This is a genomic window from Pseudomonas wayambapalatensis (genome assembly GCF_049942315.1).
Classification (GTDB): Bacteria; Pseudomonadota; Gammaproteobacteria; order Pseudomonadales; family Pseudomonadaceae; genus Aquipseudomonas; species Aquipseudomonas wayambapalatensis.
Map to the genome: position 1 here is coordinate 14,780 of NZ_JBNFMU010000122.1, position 15,181 is coordinate 29,960.

Annotated in this window: 13 protein-coding genes; 5 read left to right on the plus strand and 8 right to left on the minus strand. The window is 60.4% G+C overall.

Annotation, left to right across the window (positions count from 1 at the left end; translation table 11 throughout):
- Positions 1–317: 317 nt before the first annotated feature.
- The 6 genes from ACPZMI_RS06560 to ACPZMI_RS06585 form a co-directional block, all read right to left on the minus strand.
- Positions 318–815 (minus strand): Imm42 family immunity protein, encoded by a 498-nt coding sequence (locus tag ACPZMI_RS06560; protein ID WP_426351902.1) that lies wholly within the window; start codon positions 813–815, stop codon positions 318–320.
- Between the two features lie 61 nt (positions 816–876).
- Positions 877–1,194, minus strand: coding sequence for a hypothetical protein (locus ACPZMI_RS06565; RefSeq protein WP_186711490.1), 318 nt, complete (start codon positions 1,192–1,194; stop codon positions 877–879).
- A gap of 181 nt (positions 1,195–1,375) precedes the next feature.
- Positions 1,376–2,008 carry a hypothetical protein gene (locus ACPZMI_RS06570; protein ID WP_186711491.1) on the minus strand — a complete coding sequence of 211 codons (633 nt, stop codon included), beginning with the start codon at positions 2,006–2,008 and terminating at the stop codon, positions 1,376–1,378.
- 154 nt (positions 2,009–2,162) lie between these two features.
- Positions 2,163–2,600 carry a hypothetical protein gene (locus ACPZMI_RS06575; protein ID WP_186711492.1) on the minus strand — a complete coding sequence of 146 codons (438 nt, stop codon included), beginning with the start codon at positions 2,598–2,600 and terminating at the stop codon, positions 2,163–2,165.
- Between the two features lie 19 nt (positions 2,601–2,619).
- A complete protein-coding gene (locus tag ACPZMI_RS06580) occupies positions 2,620–7,239 on the minus strand; it encodes an RHS repeat-associated core domain-containing protein (protein ID WP_426351903.1) in 4,620 nt (1,539 codons plus the stop codon).
- A 28-nt stretch (positions 7,240–7,267) separates the two neighbouring features.
- Complete coding sequence (locus tag ACPZMI_RS06585) at positions 7,268–7,693, minus strand: DcrB-related protein (protein WP_426351904.1); 426 nt, start codon at positions 7,691–7,693, stop codon at positions 7,268–7,270.
- Between the two features lie 149 nt (positions 7,694–7,842).
- Here ACPZMI_RS06585 and pcaQ point away from each other — a divergent pair, with 149 nt between their 5' ends.
- The 5 genes from pcaQ to ACPZMI_RS06610 all read left to right on the plus strand — a co-directional run bounded on the left by pcaQ (position 7,843) and on the right by ACPZMI_RS06610 (position 11,218).
- Positions 7,843–8,775, plus strand: a complete 933-nt coding sequence (pcaQ, locus tag ACPZMI_RS06590) for a pca operon transcription factor PcaQ (RefSeq protein WP_186667079.1) — start codon at positions 7,843–7,845, stop codon at positions 8,773–8,775.
- A gap of 144 nt (positions 8,776–8,919) precedes the next feature.
- Positions 8,920–9,663 (plus strand): BamJ family beta-barrel-assembly machinery protein, encoded by a 744-nt coding sequence (gene bamJ, locus ACPZMI_RS06595; RefSeq protein WP_186667077.1) that lies wholly within the window; start codon positions 8,920–8,922, stop codon positions 9,661–9,663.
- A 291-nt stretch (positions 9,664–9,954) separates the two neighbouring features.
- Positions 9,955–10,395, plus strand: coding sequence for a YkvA family protein (locus tag ACPZMI_RS06600; RefSeq protein ID WP_426351905.1), 441 nt, complete (start codon positions 9,955–9,957; stop codon positions 10,393–10,395).
- 89 nt (positions 10,396–10,484) lie between these two features.
- Positions 10,485–10,844: a helix-turn-helix domain-containing protein gene (locus ACPZMI_RS06605; RefSeq protein ID WP_426351906.1), complete on the plus strand. Its 360-nt coding sequence runs from the start codon at positions 10,485–10,487 to the stop codon at positions 10,842–10,844.
- A complete protein-coding gene (locus ACPZMI_RS06610; RefSeq protein ID WP_186667074.1) occupies positions 10,841–11,218 on the plus strand; it encodes a hypothetical protein in 378 nt (125 codons plus the stop codon). Before ACPZMI_RS06605 ends, ACPZMI_RS06610 begins: the two co-directional genes overlap by 4 nt.
- A gap of 3 nt (positions 11,219–11,221) precedes the next feature.
- Here the strand turns inward: ACPZMI_RS06610 and ACPZMI_RS06615 are convergent, their stop codons facing one another.
- Together ACPZMI_RS06615 and ACPZMI_RS06620 are read right to left on the minus strand one after the other, a co-directional pair.
- Positions 11,222–12,976 carry a GGDEF domain-containing protein gene (locus tag ACPZMI_RS06615; RefSeq protein ID WP_186711497.1) on the minus strand — a complete coding sequence of 585 codons (1,755 nt, stop codon included), beginning with the start codon at positions 12,974–12,976 and terminating at the stop codon, positions 11,222–11,224.
- A gap of 120 nt (positions 12,977–13,096) precedes the next feature.
- Positions 13,097–15,178: a carboxy terminal-processing peptidase gene (locus ACPZMI_RS06620; RefSeq protein WP_186667070.1), complete on the minus strand. Its 2,082-nt coding sequence runs from the start codon at positions 15,176–15,178 to the stop codon at positions 13,097–13,099.
- Between the last annotated feature and the right edge of the window lie 3 nt (positions 15,179–15,181).

Genomic DNA, 15,181 nt, shown 5'->3' on the forward strand with positions numbered 1-15,181 from the left:
CGGGTGTCCTGAATCATAAGTCCTGCCACCTCACTCTTAGCGAATTGATATTGATGGTGAGTGTTCGCCTAAGTGATCCGGACATGATGTCGCATGAGATCTCGTCCTCGTTAATCGAAAGGCAATGCAGCCCGCTGGCGTAATTGAACGCCAGAAGCCTGTCGTCAAGATACAGCGATGTCGAAACAGTACCGTCCAGTGAGTAGACCAACTCCAATCGGAGGGGGCCTGTGCCGAGCTTGCAACTCCATTGTGCATACTCTGGATCGAAATCTGCGACGAGCCCGAGCACCTCGAGCAATGTGGTTTCGAAAGAACTAATCATGGTTTTTGGGCGGGCTGAAAAAATTTATCACATCGTTCAGTGTGTTTTTTACGTATCCAGGAGGTAGGAAAATTTCTCGCACCACGTCATCGTCATGAGCTCTCCAGATGACTCGGTCCGTTGTTTCAAGCATGAGCAGAACCACGACATCGCCATCAAGGCAGGGCGTCAGGTTCAGCGACAGGAACAGAGCACCAAGTTTGCGAGAATCAATCCAGTTTTGAGCGTGCTCGTACCCTTGCTCGATCTGGGAAAGGACGGCTGACTTGTCCAGATTTTTTAGGGAGTCAGCGTAATCGAGATCATAATCTGCGAGTTTGACGTCGATCATGTTCAAGAAGGTGTCGATCTGCGTGATCTCTTCGTTGGCCCCGATGAGATGGTTGTCTAAAAATAGGTTCACGGCCATCCAACCTGACTTGAAGCTTGGTGCGCAGGTCGAGCAACAGACTGAAAACAACTCTATTTTCCCCGCATTATAGTCGCTCATGCTACCGGCCTTTTTTCGCATCGATGAGTGGACAGAACAGAGTGCGAACCATCGCCACGATTCAAATTCCTTTTGATGGCAGAGCCGACCTGACGATGTGCATTTCGATGGCGTGCTCATCGTCGCTCAGCGATATGATGAAATCCGGATCAGTGAAGGCCAATTGAGCGTCGTAGCTTTTGTCGAGTCTGAATAAACTTCCTAGGAATGCACCAAAATCGTACCCGTAAAAATTTAGGCCTATTCTGTTTTCGAAGAACATCCAGCATTCAAATTCTTTGTATGTGTTCGAGGCATCAGTTATGGCCGATATGACTTCATTTGCTTTCGTTGGGTGAGGCAGTAAGCGTCCATCTGCCTTCTCAGCGACAGCGTGCATGTGATTAATCGTTTCTCTATGCCAAGAGAAATCGTCTGGTCGCAGGTGTTTGAGTTTACAGGACTGAATCCCAAGAAGGTATGAAGCATATTTTTGTGCTCTGAGAGTTAGTAGCTTGTTACTAAGTGTATTATCCATTTTTATGCGTGGGTGTTCTTGGGTGTTCTTGGGGGTTTGCGGATTATTGTTGTCTTTGTTTAGTGGGTCGAAACTTTTGCGTTTTTATTCTTTTTAGCATGTCGTATTGCTTAGGGTGTTCACGCTCAAAGGTGTTCACGGCGTATTCGTCAAGTTTTTCTTCTTCGTATGCCCAGGAAATTAAATATTCCTGCAGGTGCCTGCACAGGTTCAAATGTGCGGGCGTGAGGTTTAAAAGTGATAAGCTATTGGGCTCGGCCTGTCTTATCAGGTGGCGTGCACTGAGTTTGGCAATCATCTCAGTATCGGTGTCTGAGATTTTTGCTAGAGCACTCATGTCTTTATACTGCGCGAAATCAGAGATTCGTGAGAGTGCTACAAGCTCATTCGAAATCCATTGACTGATCAGCGTGGCGCGCAATGGCTTTTGTGCTATCAATTTCAATAATGTAATTAGAGTTTCAGATGAGTCGATAAGAAAGACAAGTGTGTGATTGATGAAGTAGTTAGCGCAGGCGTTGACTTCGGTGCCCGCCGGTCGGTTGGCTTGGGCCGAAAGTGCAGAGGTCAGGATTTCTGAGAAGAATTGCTTATCGTGCCAGAGCTTGTTGACAGCTTCGTGCTCACGGTACAGTGATAGGAGTGTTTCCTGAACATCTCTGCTGGTATTTTTCATAATGAACACCCTCCTTTAATGCCTTTGGCGCCTGGCTTGAAGCCGACCATCTACAATTCCATCGCCTACCTTGCGCAGGTGCGGCTTTAAAGGCATACGCCATGCACTTATTTGACAAATCAGCTTCCGCTGCGATGTCTTCCTGCATGGAAAATTACTCAAGAGCGTATTGATAGCTGCCGGCGATGATCTCGACGTAGCTGTCGTACCCCGCGACGATGTAATGCTTCAATGAAAGAAAGTTGGCGGGATCATAGAGCGAATTCTTTTCTGCCAACAGCGCTGATTCGACGACTTCATAGAATTTTGGGTCAGGATGAAACCCGGTCTCACGCCAAGTTTTTACTTCATCATCTTGACTGCCCAAGATTTGGTAGTTTTGATACTGATGCTCGAAAAAATTGAGTGTTATACAGCGCAGTTCAGCGACGCGTTCAAAAACAAACGTTGCCATGGTGTAGGTATTCTTTTCGATGTGTTCGAGTCGCTGAGCCTCAACCTGAATCGATGCAACACCTATTTCGTCGTAGCTTGCGTTGAGTTGAGTGGTGTTGATTAGAAAGTCAACTTTCTGAGGGAGAAGTTTTATCATACCGATGATCTCGTGCTGTTCATGGACAAGGTGATACGCGCGTCACGAGTCCTGACCCATCTTTGTTGCGGGTCAGATCAATCGACTTCGAGGGCGGTTTGTTTTTGAAGTCCTTTGTGAGGTGAGGAGGAGCATGCTGGTAGGGAACGAATATCGCATATTTTGGATATTTGTTTGCGCTTACGAGCGCAGCGAGCCCACGGTTGTTGAGTGTTACATACTTGCCGCTGACGGGATCTTTCGTATAGGCGATCAGCAGCTTGTCGGGAGACAGTTTATTAGTTCTTAGATCATCCGCTACGTCAAGAACAGGTCTACCTGCAATTTCAGGGACCTGGGCAGCAATGGAGCTGAACTGGGGCGCAGCCCTGTTCTGGCCAAAATGCAGATCTTTCGGGAAATCCGTGAGTTCACCATGCTCGAATGGGTCGAATCCGCTCAGTCCCAGAGGGTCAATGCACGATGCGGTATTCGCCCCGTATTGATATAGGTTCACCCCGCCGATCAACCCAATCGGATCCTGCTGCGTAAACCGCCCCACCTCCGGATCATAGAACCTGAACGTGTTGTAGTGCAGCCCCGTCTCCCGGTCCAGGTACTGCCCCTGGAACCTCAGGTTCTGCTGCCGGTTCTGCCCGCCATGGTGCCATTCTTCCCGACACTTGCCCCAGGTCGCGAACTCACCTTGCCACACGGTCACGCCGTTTTCATCGGTGAGCTGCTCGGGCAACCCGGCGAGGTTGGTGTGGAAGTAGTGCAGCTGTTCGGCGCCGGGTGCGCCGTCGAGGCGGGCGAGGGGTTCGTAGCTGTCGCTGTCGGCGTAGACGTACAGGCTGGGCTTGTCGTCCTGGATTTCCTGCAACAGGCGCAGACCCTGCCAGAGGAAAAGGGTCTGGCTGACAGGGGTAGGGTGATCGTTGCGGTACAGGCGCTTGGCGATCCTGCGCCCCAGCGGGTCGTAGTCGAATTCCACCCGCTCGTGCACCGGCCCGCGTTGCTGGTGTACGCGTACCAGGCGGTGCTCGGCGTCGTATTCGAAGCGCTGGATCAGGTGCGCGCCAGTACGTTTTTCGCTGAGGCGGCCGAAGCGGTCGTAGCGGTAGCGCTTGTCCTGGTAGACCTTTAGACGGTTGTGCCGTACGTAGCCCTTGATCGGGTAACCGTCGAGCAGGTTGCCGGCCTTGTCGTAGCCGTAGTGCTCGACCTGTTGGCCATTGCGATGAGGCCGTGTGCGGCTGGTGCCATGGATGCGTTCTGTGGGGCCATAGTCGTAGCGAACCTGACCGCGCTGGACATTGCCGCTGGCGTCGGTGCCGAACAGGCGACCGATGATCTGGGCGTGCGTGGGCGGCTCGCCGTCGCGGGCTCGCTGACACTGGATGAAGTCCTCGCCGATCAGGTTGTCACTGTCGTCATAACGATACTGCTTGCTCAGCAGGGCCAGGCTGCCGGGGCCTGCGCCCTGTACATGCAGGGCTTTTTCCAGCAGGCGCCCGGTGCTGTCGTAGCGGGTCCGGGTCTGGATCCGGCCTTGTGTTCGCAGGACTTCGGCATGCAGCTCGTCGCGCTCGAAATCGCAGATCACCCGGCCGTCGAGGTTGAGCTGATGCAAGTGGCCGCTGCCGTAGTACAGATGATTGAGGCGTCGGCCATCAGGCAGGGTCAGGGTCTGCAGGTTGCCCAGTTCGTCATGTTCGTAGGCAAGCCGGCCCGCTTTCCCGGTTTCGCTCAGCAGTTGCCCGAGGGCGTCATGACTGAAGGCGAGCCGTTTTGGCTCGCCCAGCAGGTTGGTGAAGGTGATCGCCAGCAGGTTGTCGGCGAGGTCGTATTCGTAGTCGGTGACGCCGTCGTCGGTGCGCTTGCGCAACAGGCGCCCGGCGGCGTCGTATTCGAAATATTGCGACTGTATCGAAGCCTCGGGCTCCGGCGGGCTGCCGGGGAAGGTCGGCTCGGCGTCGCGGGCAGGGTGCAGCCTCGCCTCGATGACGTTGCCCGCTGCATCGTAGCGATAGCTGTGACCGCCGCCATCGAGGTTGTGCTGGGCGGCCAGGCGGTCCAGGGCATCCCAGTGGAAGGCGTAGTGCTCGCCGTTTTCATTTTCCAGGCGTTGCAGGCGGTCGTGCGCATCCCAGGCGAAGCGAAGGGTGAGCCCCATGGCGTCGGTGCGTTGGCTGAGGCGCCCACGCTCGTCGTAGTGCCATTGGGTGAGTTGCTGGCCGGGGTCGATGTGCTGGGTCAACTGCCCCGACAGGTTTACCTGGTAGCGGTCGACGCGCCCGTCGGCGCGGGTGCTTTCCAGCAGGTGGCCACGGGCGTCGAAACGATAGCGGGTGCGGTTGTTGCGGCCGTTGAAGACTTCGCTCAGGTGACCGCGCTCGTCGTAGCGCCAGAGGGTGGTGCGGTTGGAGCAGTCGCTGTAGCGAATCAGTTGCCCTCGGGCGTTCCATTCCAGCTGGCGGGTCTTGCCCTGAGCATCGATGACCTGTTCCACCCGGCCTTGTCGATCGTGACGGTAGCGCGTGGTGCGCCCCAGCGGGTCGGTGGTACTGATCAGGTTGCCGCGGGTGTCGTAGGTGTTGCGATAGGTATGGCCGGCGCCATCGCTGATGTGGGTGGGCAGCGCCCAGTGCTCGGTGTAGGTGGTGCGCTCGCAACGCCCCAGCGGGTCGTGGCTTTCGATCAGGCGCCCGAGCGCATCGTAGTGGTATCGCCACTCGGCGCCTTGCGGGTCGATGCTGGCCAGCAACTGGCCCTGGACGATCTCTTCCTGCCAGCGCTGGCCCAGTGGATCTACATACACCAATACCTCGTGCAACGGGCCCCACTCGAAATGTTCCTTGCGACCTAGGCTGTCGGTGACCTCGGTATGACCCTGCCCCAGGTCGTAGTGGAAAAGGTAGTCCTCGCCGTCTTCGCTCCAGTGACGGATCACCCGCCACTCATGGTCTGGCTGCGGCTCGAGCAGCGATGGCAGATGCGGTGTCGGGCGAGGGACGGCGGCGAAACGTTGCCACTGGTAATGGAAGGTCGCACCGCTGGCCAGGGTGTGACTGGCCATCAGCCCTTCAGGGGTATAGCTGAAGCGTCGAAGCAGCTGGCCGCCCGGCTCGCGTACTTCGCTCAGTTGAGCGGCAGGGGTGTAAGCGTAGGTGGCGAGGGTTTCACGGCGCTCGACCACAAAGTCGTTGCCCTCGCGCAGGAACAGGCGCTGCACCTGGCCGACGCGGCGAGGGTGCATGCTGTCGTAGAGCAGTTCGACCACCGTGCGGCCGAAGGTGTCGACCAGGTACTGCAGGCGGCCGTCGTTGTCGTAGAGCAGGTCAAGGCGGTTGAGGTTGCGATCCCCCAGTTGCACCAGGCGTGAACGACTCGGGTCGTGCGGGTCGGTGCGCAGCACCTGGTACTGGCCGCTGTAGATGTCCTCGACCACGGTGACGCCGGCGTCCTGGTGGAAGAACGCCAGGCCGTCGAGGCTGCTGATCAGCGCGCTGCCTGGCTGCAGGCGTCCCAGTTCGATACGCGTGCCTTCCTCGTCGACATAGACCCACAGCTCGCCCCCTTCAGGGTGGGGGACACGCTCGATGCGAACTTCATAAGGCAGGCTCCAGCCCAGGCCGAACACGCCATCGCCGCGCGTGTCGTTGCTGTCGTAGCGCCGGGCCCACTCGATCGGCAGCAGGCCGGGGAGAGCGAAATCCAGGTCGTCAGGGCCGTCGAGCAGCTTGGCACCGCTGGAAACGATCACCGGATGGCCCTTGCACTTTGGAATCATCGACTTTGGCTTGGGTGCCTTGCCTGGGCGTGAGCGGGCCTTGCCACCCCGGCGCGAGAGGAGCATGCCGGCGACGATGCCGATGATCTTGGCCAGCGCGCTCTTGCCATCGCGGATGTCGCGCACGGTCAGGGTGCCGCCGCCGATGCGCACATTGGGCGAGAAGGTCATGCCCACAGGGCCGTCGCAAGTAGTCTTGTCGCCCACCCGCACGGCGGGTTGGCCATTGATGAACACCTTGTCCGAACCCTGGGCGAGGAAGTTCTTGGCCGGGTGCTTGCTGCAGGTGACGGTATCCTCGCCCCGCTCCTGGGTGCCGGGATCGGCCGGTGTGGTGACTGGCGGGTTGAAGATGCTGGCGATGTCCTGGGCCATGCCGATGATCGGGAGCATCATCGAGGCGCCGACCATGGCGTAGGCACCGATGTTTTCCAGGATGGAGGGGGGCTCGGGGTTGTCGGGCGAGGCCTCGACGCCCAGGCTGATGCCGGCAGCACGGGCAGCGGGCATGCCATTGATATGGACGTTGGCGGAGCCGGTCAGGATGGCGCCATAGGGCTCGGGCGGGAACAGCGAGTTGCCGACCCAGTCACTGAAGTCGGAAATGTGTTCGCCGATGCTCTTGTCGCCGCCGCCGGGCAGCGAACTGGCCGCGCCTACCAGCAGGCCGGCGGCCACCGGCACCAGTGCAGCCGCCGCACCGCCGGTGCCGATGGTGGCGGCGACGGCGGCGCCCAAGGCCGCACCCACTGCGGCGGTGGCGGCCGCATAGACCACCGCCTCGGTCAGCGCGCTGGTGAGCTCGGCCATCAACGGTGGGTGCAGTATCAGGTCGTCCTTGCGGGCGGCGTGGAGGTCCTGCGCCATGAATCCGGGCTTCCTTGCTGGAGGGGTGTCAGCGTGTCTGCAGGCTCGCCTTGATGGCTTGCCAGTGCATGAGGTCGTTTTCCGACAGCGGTGTCTCCTTGCTATAGCTCAGCACCATAAGACGCTGTGCCTGCACATGGGGATAGGCCAGTTGACGCTGGTGCGAGCGAATTTCGCCACGCTGGAACTGCAGGCCGACTTCCAGGCCCTGGATGGCTTGCGCCATGCCGCAGGTCGTGGCTTGAGGCTCGGTGATGTGTGCATCGAGGCGACTGCGCAGTTGTTCGAGCTGCTGGCGGTAGACGGTATCGAAGGAGTGGTCTGCGGGGAGCGGGCTACGGGCGATCACCAAGGTGGTGCCGCGCTCCGGGAACGTCAGCATGTTCATGCTGCTGTCCTGCGGCAGCTCTGCGCCCAGGTCTAGTGATAGGTCCTGGGTTTGGTAGAGCGACATCGGTTGGCTCCTTGCCGGGGAAAGCTGCACCCTACAAATCCAGGGGCTTGAGGGCAAGCTGCGCATTGTCAGAATGGGATCGAGTCGTTGTAGGAAAGGATATTCATAGACGACTTGCAGCCCTCCTGCACACCGTTACACTGCCGTGCATGAACCTCGATACCCGCATCAAGTACCGCCATCTGCTGTGCTTTCTGGAGATCGCCCGTCAGGGCAGTCTGGCCAGGGCGGCCGATGTCCTGGCGATCAGCCAGCCGGCGATTTCCAAGACGCTCAAGGAACTTGAGGACTTGCTCGAGACGCGCCTGTTCGAGCGCACCCGCCAGGGCGTCGAGCTGACCTCGGCGGGCACCCGCTTCATGCGCTACGCCGGGCCCAGCGTGCAGGCCCTGCGCGAAGGTGTCAGCACGGTGCGCGGCGAGGCCCGGGCGCCGTCGCAGGTGCGCATAGGTGTGCTGTCGACGGTCGAGGGGTTGCTGATGCCGGAGGTGCTGTGTCGCCTGCATCAGCGTCATGAGGCGTTGGTGATCAGCGTGGTCACCGGGATCAGTGCACAGTTGCTGGGGCAACTGCGCCTGGGCGAACTGGAACTGGTGGTCGGGCGGATGACCGACAGCCCGCAGATCCAGGGCCTGTCGTTCGAGCACCTGTACAGTGAGTCCATGAGCCTGGTGGTGCGTCCTGGCCATCCGTTGCTCGCGCGCCAACCCCTGGATCGGGCACGGGTCGGCGATTACGCACTGGTGCTGCCGCCAGCAGGTACCACCATTCGCCTGCACGCCGACAGCCTGTTCGTGCAGTGCGGTATCCAGATGCCGGGGCAACGCCTGGAAACCCTGTCTCTGGCCTTGAGCCGGCGCTACCTGCTGGGCAGCGATGCGGTGTGGGTGGCACCGCGTGACGCCGTGCTGATCGACCTGCAGCGTGGTGAGCTGGTCGAGCTCGACCTGGGTGTGCGCGAACCGGGAGGCTCGGTGGGTATCTGCCGGAACGCGGCCCTGCCGCAGGGGCTGGCAGCCCAATGGGTGTGCGAGGTATTGCGGGAAGTGGCGGGCGAATACCGGGCCGGCAGCTACCCTTGATTTTCACCGTGGGATGAACATCCCTTCATACAGGAACTTCCTGGCACAAACCCGCTCCTATGCCGGTAGCCATTGGTCATGGCCGCCTGATAAGCTCGCGGCTTTACCCTGATTGCCCTCATGGCGCATGAACAAGGAAATAGCATGAAACAGCATCGTTTGGCGGCTGCGGTTGCCCTGGTAGGCCTGGTCCTGGCTGGCTGCGACGCTCAGACCAGCAGCGTCGAGCTGAAGACCCCAGCACAGAAGGCCTCCTACGGTATCGGCCTGAACATGGGCAAGAGCCTGGCGCAGGAAGGCATGGATGACCTGGACTCCAAAGCGGTGGCCCTGGGTATCGAGGATGCAGTCGGCAAGAAAGAAGCCCGTCTGAAGGACGAAGAACTGGTAGAAGCCTTCACCGCGCTGCAGAAACGCGCCGAGGAGCGTCTGGCCAAGGCCAGCGAGGAAGCGGCCGCCAAGGGCAAGAAGTTCCTTGAGGACAACGCCAAGAAGCCGGGCGTGGTCACCACCGCCTCGGGTCTGCAGTACGAAGTCGTGAAGAAGGCCGATGGCCCGCAGCCCAAGCCGACCGATGTGGTTACCGTCCACTACGAAGGCAAGCTGATCGATGGCAAGGTCTTCGACAGCTCGATCGAGCGTGGCAGCCCGATCGACCTGCCGGTCAGCGGCGTGATCCCAGGTTGGGTCGAAGGCCTGCAACTGATGCACGTCGGCGAGAAGTACAAGCTGTACATCCCGGCCGAGCTGGCCTACGGCGCCCAGAGCCCGAGCCCGCTGATCCCGGCGAACTCGGTACTGGTGTTCGACCTCGAGCTGCTGGCCATCAAGGACCCGAGCAAGCTGGACGCCGAACCTGCCGAGCCTGCCGAAGCGCCGGCCAAGTAATCTGGCAACTGCCGCACCTGACGCCCCGTTTCGACGGGGCGTTTTCATTTTGGTCGCACGCTTGACGCGAACGCTGCAGGTGTCTCACTGTCTGAGCATGAGGCACCTTGACGCGTAGCCAACCATACGTCTGACGCAAATCGTTTGCCTGTCTGAAACGGTTGTGTAAAAAACGCCCGATCTGAGCGAGACCCTTGCTCCGTGGGCGCCTAGCGCCCTAAAACGCTGCCCTGTTCACAAGGTTATCCACAATAAATGTGGATAACCTTCCTGGCTGATGCTGGAGACACCATGAGCGCACCCTGGAATTTTGCCCGTTTTCTGCCGCTGGCCGAGCGCCTGCTCAGCCGTGGCCGCCTGCCTGCGTTGCTGTTCGCCGTGGCCCGCAAGGGCCCCAAGCTGGGCCAGTTGCGTGACGACCTGCGCCTGATGCAAAGCCTGTGTCTGGCCTGGTGGCGTGGCGAGTACCGTGCCGTCAGTCCCAAGGCCTTGGTGACCATCGTCGCTGGCCTGCTGTATTTCGTCAGCCCCCTGGATGCCATTCCGGACTGGATCGTCGGTGTCGGTTTTCTCGATGACATCGCCGTGCTGGGGTGGGTGCTGAAGACCGTCGGTGACGAGCTGGCGCGCTTCAAGGCCTGGCGCGACAGCCAATCACCCGAGCGCCTGCGTGTGGTCGAGCGGCTGCCGGACAGCCCGCAAGCGTTGCGCCTGGAACGTCCTCACCCTTGATTTTGGCCTGATCTGCACAGACTCCCGCACTTGGTCATATAATTGGCATAAGCATTATGCCGACGGATTACATGCAGTAAGGGGGTTGTATGGGTATTCAGGTCATCAGTCGGGACGGTCAGCCCGAGTATGCGGTTGTTCCCTGGGCCCAGTACCAGGCACTGCTAGCCGCAGCCGGGCAGGCGCCAGCCAATGCCGATGAACCTCAGGCTGCGGCCAATGAGGCTCGCGGCGAAGTCGTGAAGGAAAGCGCCAGCTTGCCTGCCTTGGGTGAGCTGGCGCAGTTGCGTCAGGCCAAGGGCCTGGCCCCCGAGCAGTTGGCCCGCAGCGTTGGCATCAGCCCGTCGTACCTGGCCATGATCGAGTCGGGCGAACGTGTGCCCGATGCGGCGATCCAGCGCAGCCTGGCATGGCACCTGGGGATCGCCGGCTGGAGCGAGCCATCATGAGTCAGGTCAGGATCAGTCGTCAGCAATGGCAACGCCTGCTGGACGAGCTTGACCTGGCCCGCCGTCAACGCCACCTGCTCACCTACAGGGCGCTGCTCGAGCGCCTGGAGTTGCCCACCCCCGCCATGCAGACCCTGACCGCCGCCCTGGAATACCTGGCGATGATCGATGCGCGTGCCGAGCAGCCGCTGCGCAGCTCGCTGGTGATCAGCCAGGGGGCCAGCCGCCTGCCACGTACCGGCTTCTTCGAATGTGTCGAGCGCCTGGGGCGGTTTTCAGGGCCCGTCGATGGTATGGAGGCGGCTTCGTGGCATGCCTCCGAAGTGGTGCGGGTGTTCGAGTTCGCTTACCCCGAAGAAGTGACGGCAGGGTAGGGGCTACGACACCCCGGTATCGATCAGGCTCAGACTGGGCCCGGCGGTATCCTTGGCCTGGCGCTTTGCCTGCGAAGCAAGATCGGCCAACTGCGCCGCATCCAGGCTGGCGCAGCACTCCGGCCGCAGCAAAACCACGCCGATCGACAGCGACAGCAAGGGGAAGGTCTCTCGCTGCCCTTGGCGGTTGTGGGCGATGAAGCAACCGGCCTCCAGGTGCTCGCTGCGGTAGAAGCGTCGACATTCGCGTAGAAAATTGTCGATCAACGTGTGCAGACGCTCGCGCCAATCGGCCGATCCCAACACCAGCATGAAATCATCACCGCCGATATGCCCGACGAAGTCGCGGCGCGGATCGACGCTGTCGTTCAGGCATTGGGCCAGGCACAGCAACACCTCGTCGCCACGGGCATAGCCATAGATATCGTTGAAGGGCTTGAAGCTGTCGATGTCGACGTAGCACACCGCCGCTGCACGCTGCTGCTCCAGCAGGCGGGTCAGGCACTGGCGGATCGGCACGTTGCCTGGCAGCAGGGTCAGTGGATTGGCGTAGCGGGCCTGCTGGATCTTCTGCTCGGTGATCAACTTGAGCACGTCGATCACGCGCCCCAGCCCCAGGTAGCGGCCACCATGGGTGATGATGAAATCTTCCTCGATGCGCTGCCGTGCGCGGCTGGTGAGCAGGCGGCTGACCTGCTGCAGCGACTGGCTGCGCTCGACCACGAGAAAGTCCTCGTTCATCAGCCGGCTGATCGGCTTGCGGGCGAACAGGTCGGTGCCGAATGGCTTGAGCAGCGCGTCGGACAACGAATGCCGATGGACGATACCGCAAGCCTGGCCCTGGGCGTCGAGCACGGCCAGGGAATTGAGATTGGCCTGGCGGCGGAAGGCCTCCAGCACCTGCTGGGTTGGCGTATCCAGCGCAACCGCAGGCTGCTCGATCAGCAGTGCGGCGAGGTCGCCGCCTTCCTCGCTGATCACCAGCGCGCAGCCTTGCGCAGGCGGCAGCAGATTCAGGCCGTCGCGTGGGGGAAACTCTTGCGGGCGACCGAGCAGGTAGCCTTGCAACAGGTCGACGCCCATATCGGCCAGTACCGTCAGCTCCTCACCCAGTTCGATGCCCTCGGCAATCACCTGGGCCTTGGAGGCGCGGGCGATCTGCAGGATGGAGCCGACGAATTCGCGCTTGAGCGGGTCCTGATGGATGCTATCGATGAAGTGACGGTCGATCTTCACGTAGTCCGGACGCAGCTCCGACCACAGGCGCAAGCTCGAGTAACCTGCCCCCAGGTCGTCCAGCGCAATGGAAAACCCCATGTCCCGGTAGTGGTGCAGGGCGTTGGACAGCAACTGGAAGTCGTCGGTGGGGGTTTGTTCGGTCAACTCGATCACCACACGGCTGGGTTGCAGACCAACCTGCTCGAGCATCTTCAGGGTACGCCCGGAAGGGTAGTGGGGTTCCAGCAGCGACTCGGGCGAGACATTGAGGAACAGCTTGCCTTCGAGCCCCAGCTCGCTGAAGCGCCGGCATGCGTTCTCCCGGCACAGCACTTCAAGCTCGCTCAGGCGCCCTGCCTGGCGGGCGATGGCGAACAGGTTCAGGGGCGAGTGCAGAGGGCTGTTGGACGGCCCACGGCTGAGCGCCTCATAGCCGAGGATGCGCCGCTCGGAAAGGCAGATGATCGGTTGGAACAGGCTGTGAATGCTGCGTTGAGCCAGGATGGCGCTCAAGGCACTGAGCTGTTCGGTGACGGTCATGGACTGTTTCCTGAAAATGAAAAGGCCGGACGTTTTGGCGTCCGGCCCTTCTATTTCACGACAGTGCGATGACTGTTTGATGACAGGTCACATTAATCTGCCATCATCTGATCGAGTCGCTTATTTCTTCGCCACCTGCGAGCTCAGGCGCAGGTAGTCGAGCAGGATACGACCGGTTTCGGCCAGGTAGGCATCATCTTCTGGCTTGGCGTCGTCCTTCTCCTCGGGCAGGGCGTCTTCGTCGACCTTCTTCAGTTCCTTGAGCGGCTCTTCGCCCTTGGCCTTGCGTCGGGTGTTCTCCAGCGCCAGTTGCTTGGCCTCGATCTCGTCGTGACGGGTGCGACGGTCTTGCTCGTTGAGGCTGACGGTCTTCTCGTTCATCAGTTTCTGCGTCAGCGCCAGGCGGTCGCGGATGTAGGTGAACTCGGCGTCCTTGACGCTGCGCGCCTCATGTTGCGCCTTGAGCTGGGCCAGGAATGGCTTGAACGGATCAGCTGCCGGTTTGACCACCGGGCGGATGGTGTCCCAGGGCATGGCTTCGGGCAGGGCGCTTTCGCCGATTTCCTTAGTGTCGATGATCGACGGGTAGTCGATGTCCGGCAGTACGCCCTGGTGCTGGGTGCTCTGGCCGGAAACACGGTAGAACTTGGCCAGAGTGAGCTTCAGCTCGCCATGGTTCAGTGGCTGGATGGTCTGCACGGTGCCTTTGCCGAAGGTCTGGCCACCGATGATCAGTGCGCGATGGTAGTCCTGCATGGCGCCGGCGAAGATCTCCGAGGCCGAGGCCGAGAGGCGGTTGACCAGCAGTGCCAGTGGGCCCTTGTAGAAGGCGCCTGGGTTCTCGTCCTCGAGTACGTCGACGCGGCCGTCGCTGTTGCGCACCAATACCGTCGGGCCTTTCTCGATGAACAGGCTGGTCAGTTCGGTGGCTTCCTGCAGCGAGCCGCCGCCGTTGTTGCGCAGGTCGATGACCACGCCGTCGACTTTTTCCTTCTGCAGTTCGGTGAGCAGTTTCTTCACGTCGCGCGTGGTGCTCTTGTAGTCCGGATCGCCAGCGCGGTAGGCCTTGAAGTCGAGGTAGAAGGCCGGGATCTCGATGATGCCGAGCTTGTAGTCACGACCGTCCTGCTTGAGCTTGAGCACCGACTTCTTCGCCGCCTGCTCCTCGAGCTTGACCGCCTCGCGGGTGATCGAAACGATCTTGGTGGTCTGGTCGTTCGGCGCATTGCTCGCCGGGATGATCTCCAGGCGTACCACCGAGCCTTTGGGGCCACGGATCAGCTTGACCACTTCGTCCAGGCGCCAGCCGACCACGTCGACCATTTCCTTGTTGCCCTGGGCGACACCGATGATCTTGTCGGCAGGGGCGACCTGCTTGGTCTTGGCGGCAGGGCCGGCCGGTACCAGGCGTACGATCTTGACCTGGTCGTTATCGCTCTGCAGCACCGCGCCGATGCCTTCGAGCGACAGGCTCATGTTGATGTCGAAGTTTTCGGCGTTGTCTGGCGACAGGTAGTTGGTGTGCGGATCGTAGGACTGGGCGAAGGTGTTGATGTAGGCCTGGAAGATGTCTTCGGCACGGGTCTGGTCCAGGCGCGCCAGTTGATTCTTGTAGCGCTTGGTGAGGGTTTCCTGGATCTGCTTGGGATCCTTGCCGGCCAGCTTCTGGCGCAGCACTTCGTCCTTGACGCGCTTGCGCCACAGGTCGTCGAGCTCGGCCTCGTTCTTCAGCCACGGAGCGTCCTTGCGGTCGACCAGCAGGTCTTCCTTGACGGTGAAGTCGATCTTGTCGACACCCTTGTTCAGTTCGGCCAGGGCGAAGTCCAGACGCGATTTAACACGGTCCAGGTAGCGCTTGTAGATGGTGAAGCCGGGATCGAGGTTGCCGCTCTTGAGGAAGTCGTCGAACTGCGTCTTCCACTTGTCGAATTCGGCGATGTCACTGGCCATGAAATAGCTGCGCGACGGGTCGAGCAGCTTGATGTAGCTGTCATAGATGATGACCGAGCGGGCATCGTCAAGCGGCGGCTTGCTGTAGTGATGGCGCTTGAGCAGCTCCACCACGTTGAGGCTGGCGACGATCTCGTCGCGGTCCGGCTGCAGGCTGTCCCATTTGTTGGCGGCGGCCGCATTGCCACCGAGCGTGAGGCTGCCGAGGCCGACCATGAGGGCGAGGGCGGTGCTGGGAAGGAAATGCTTCATGCT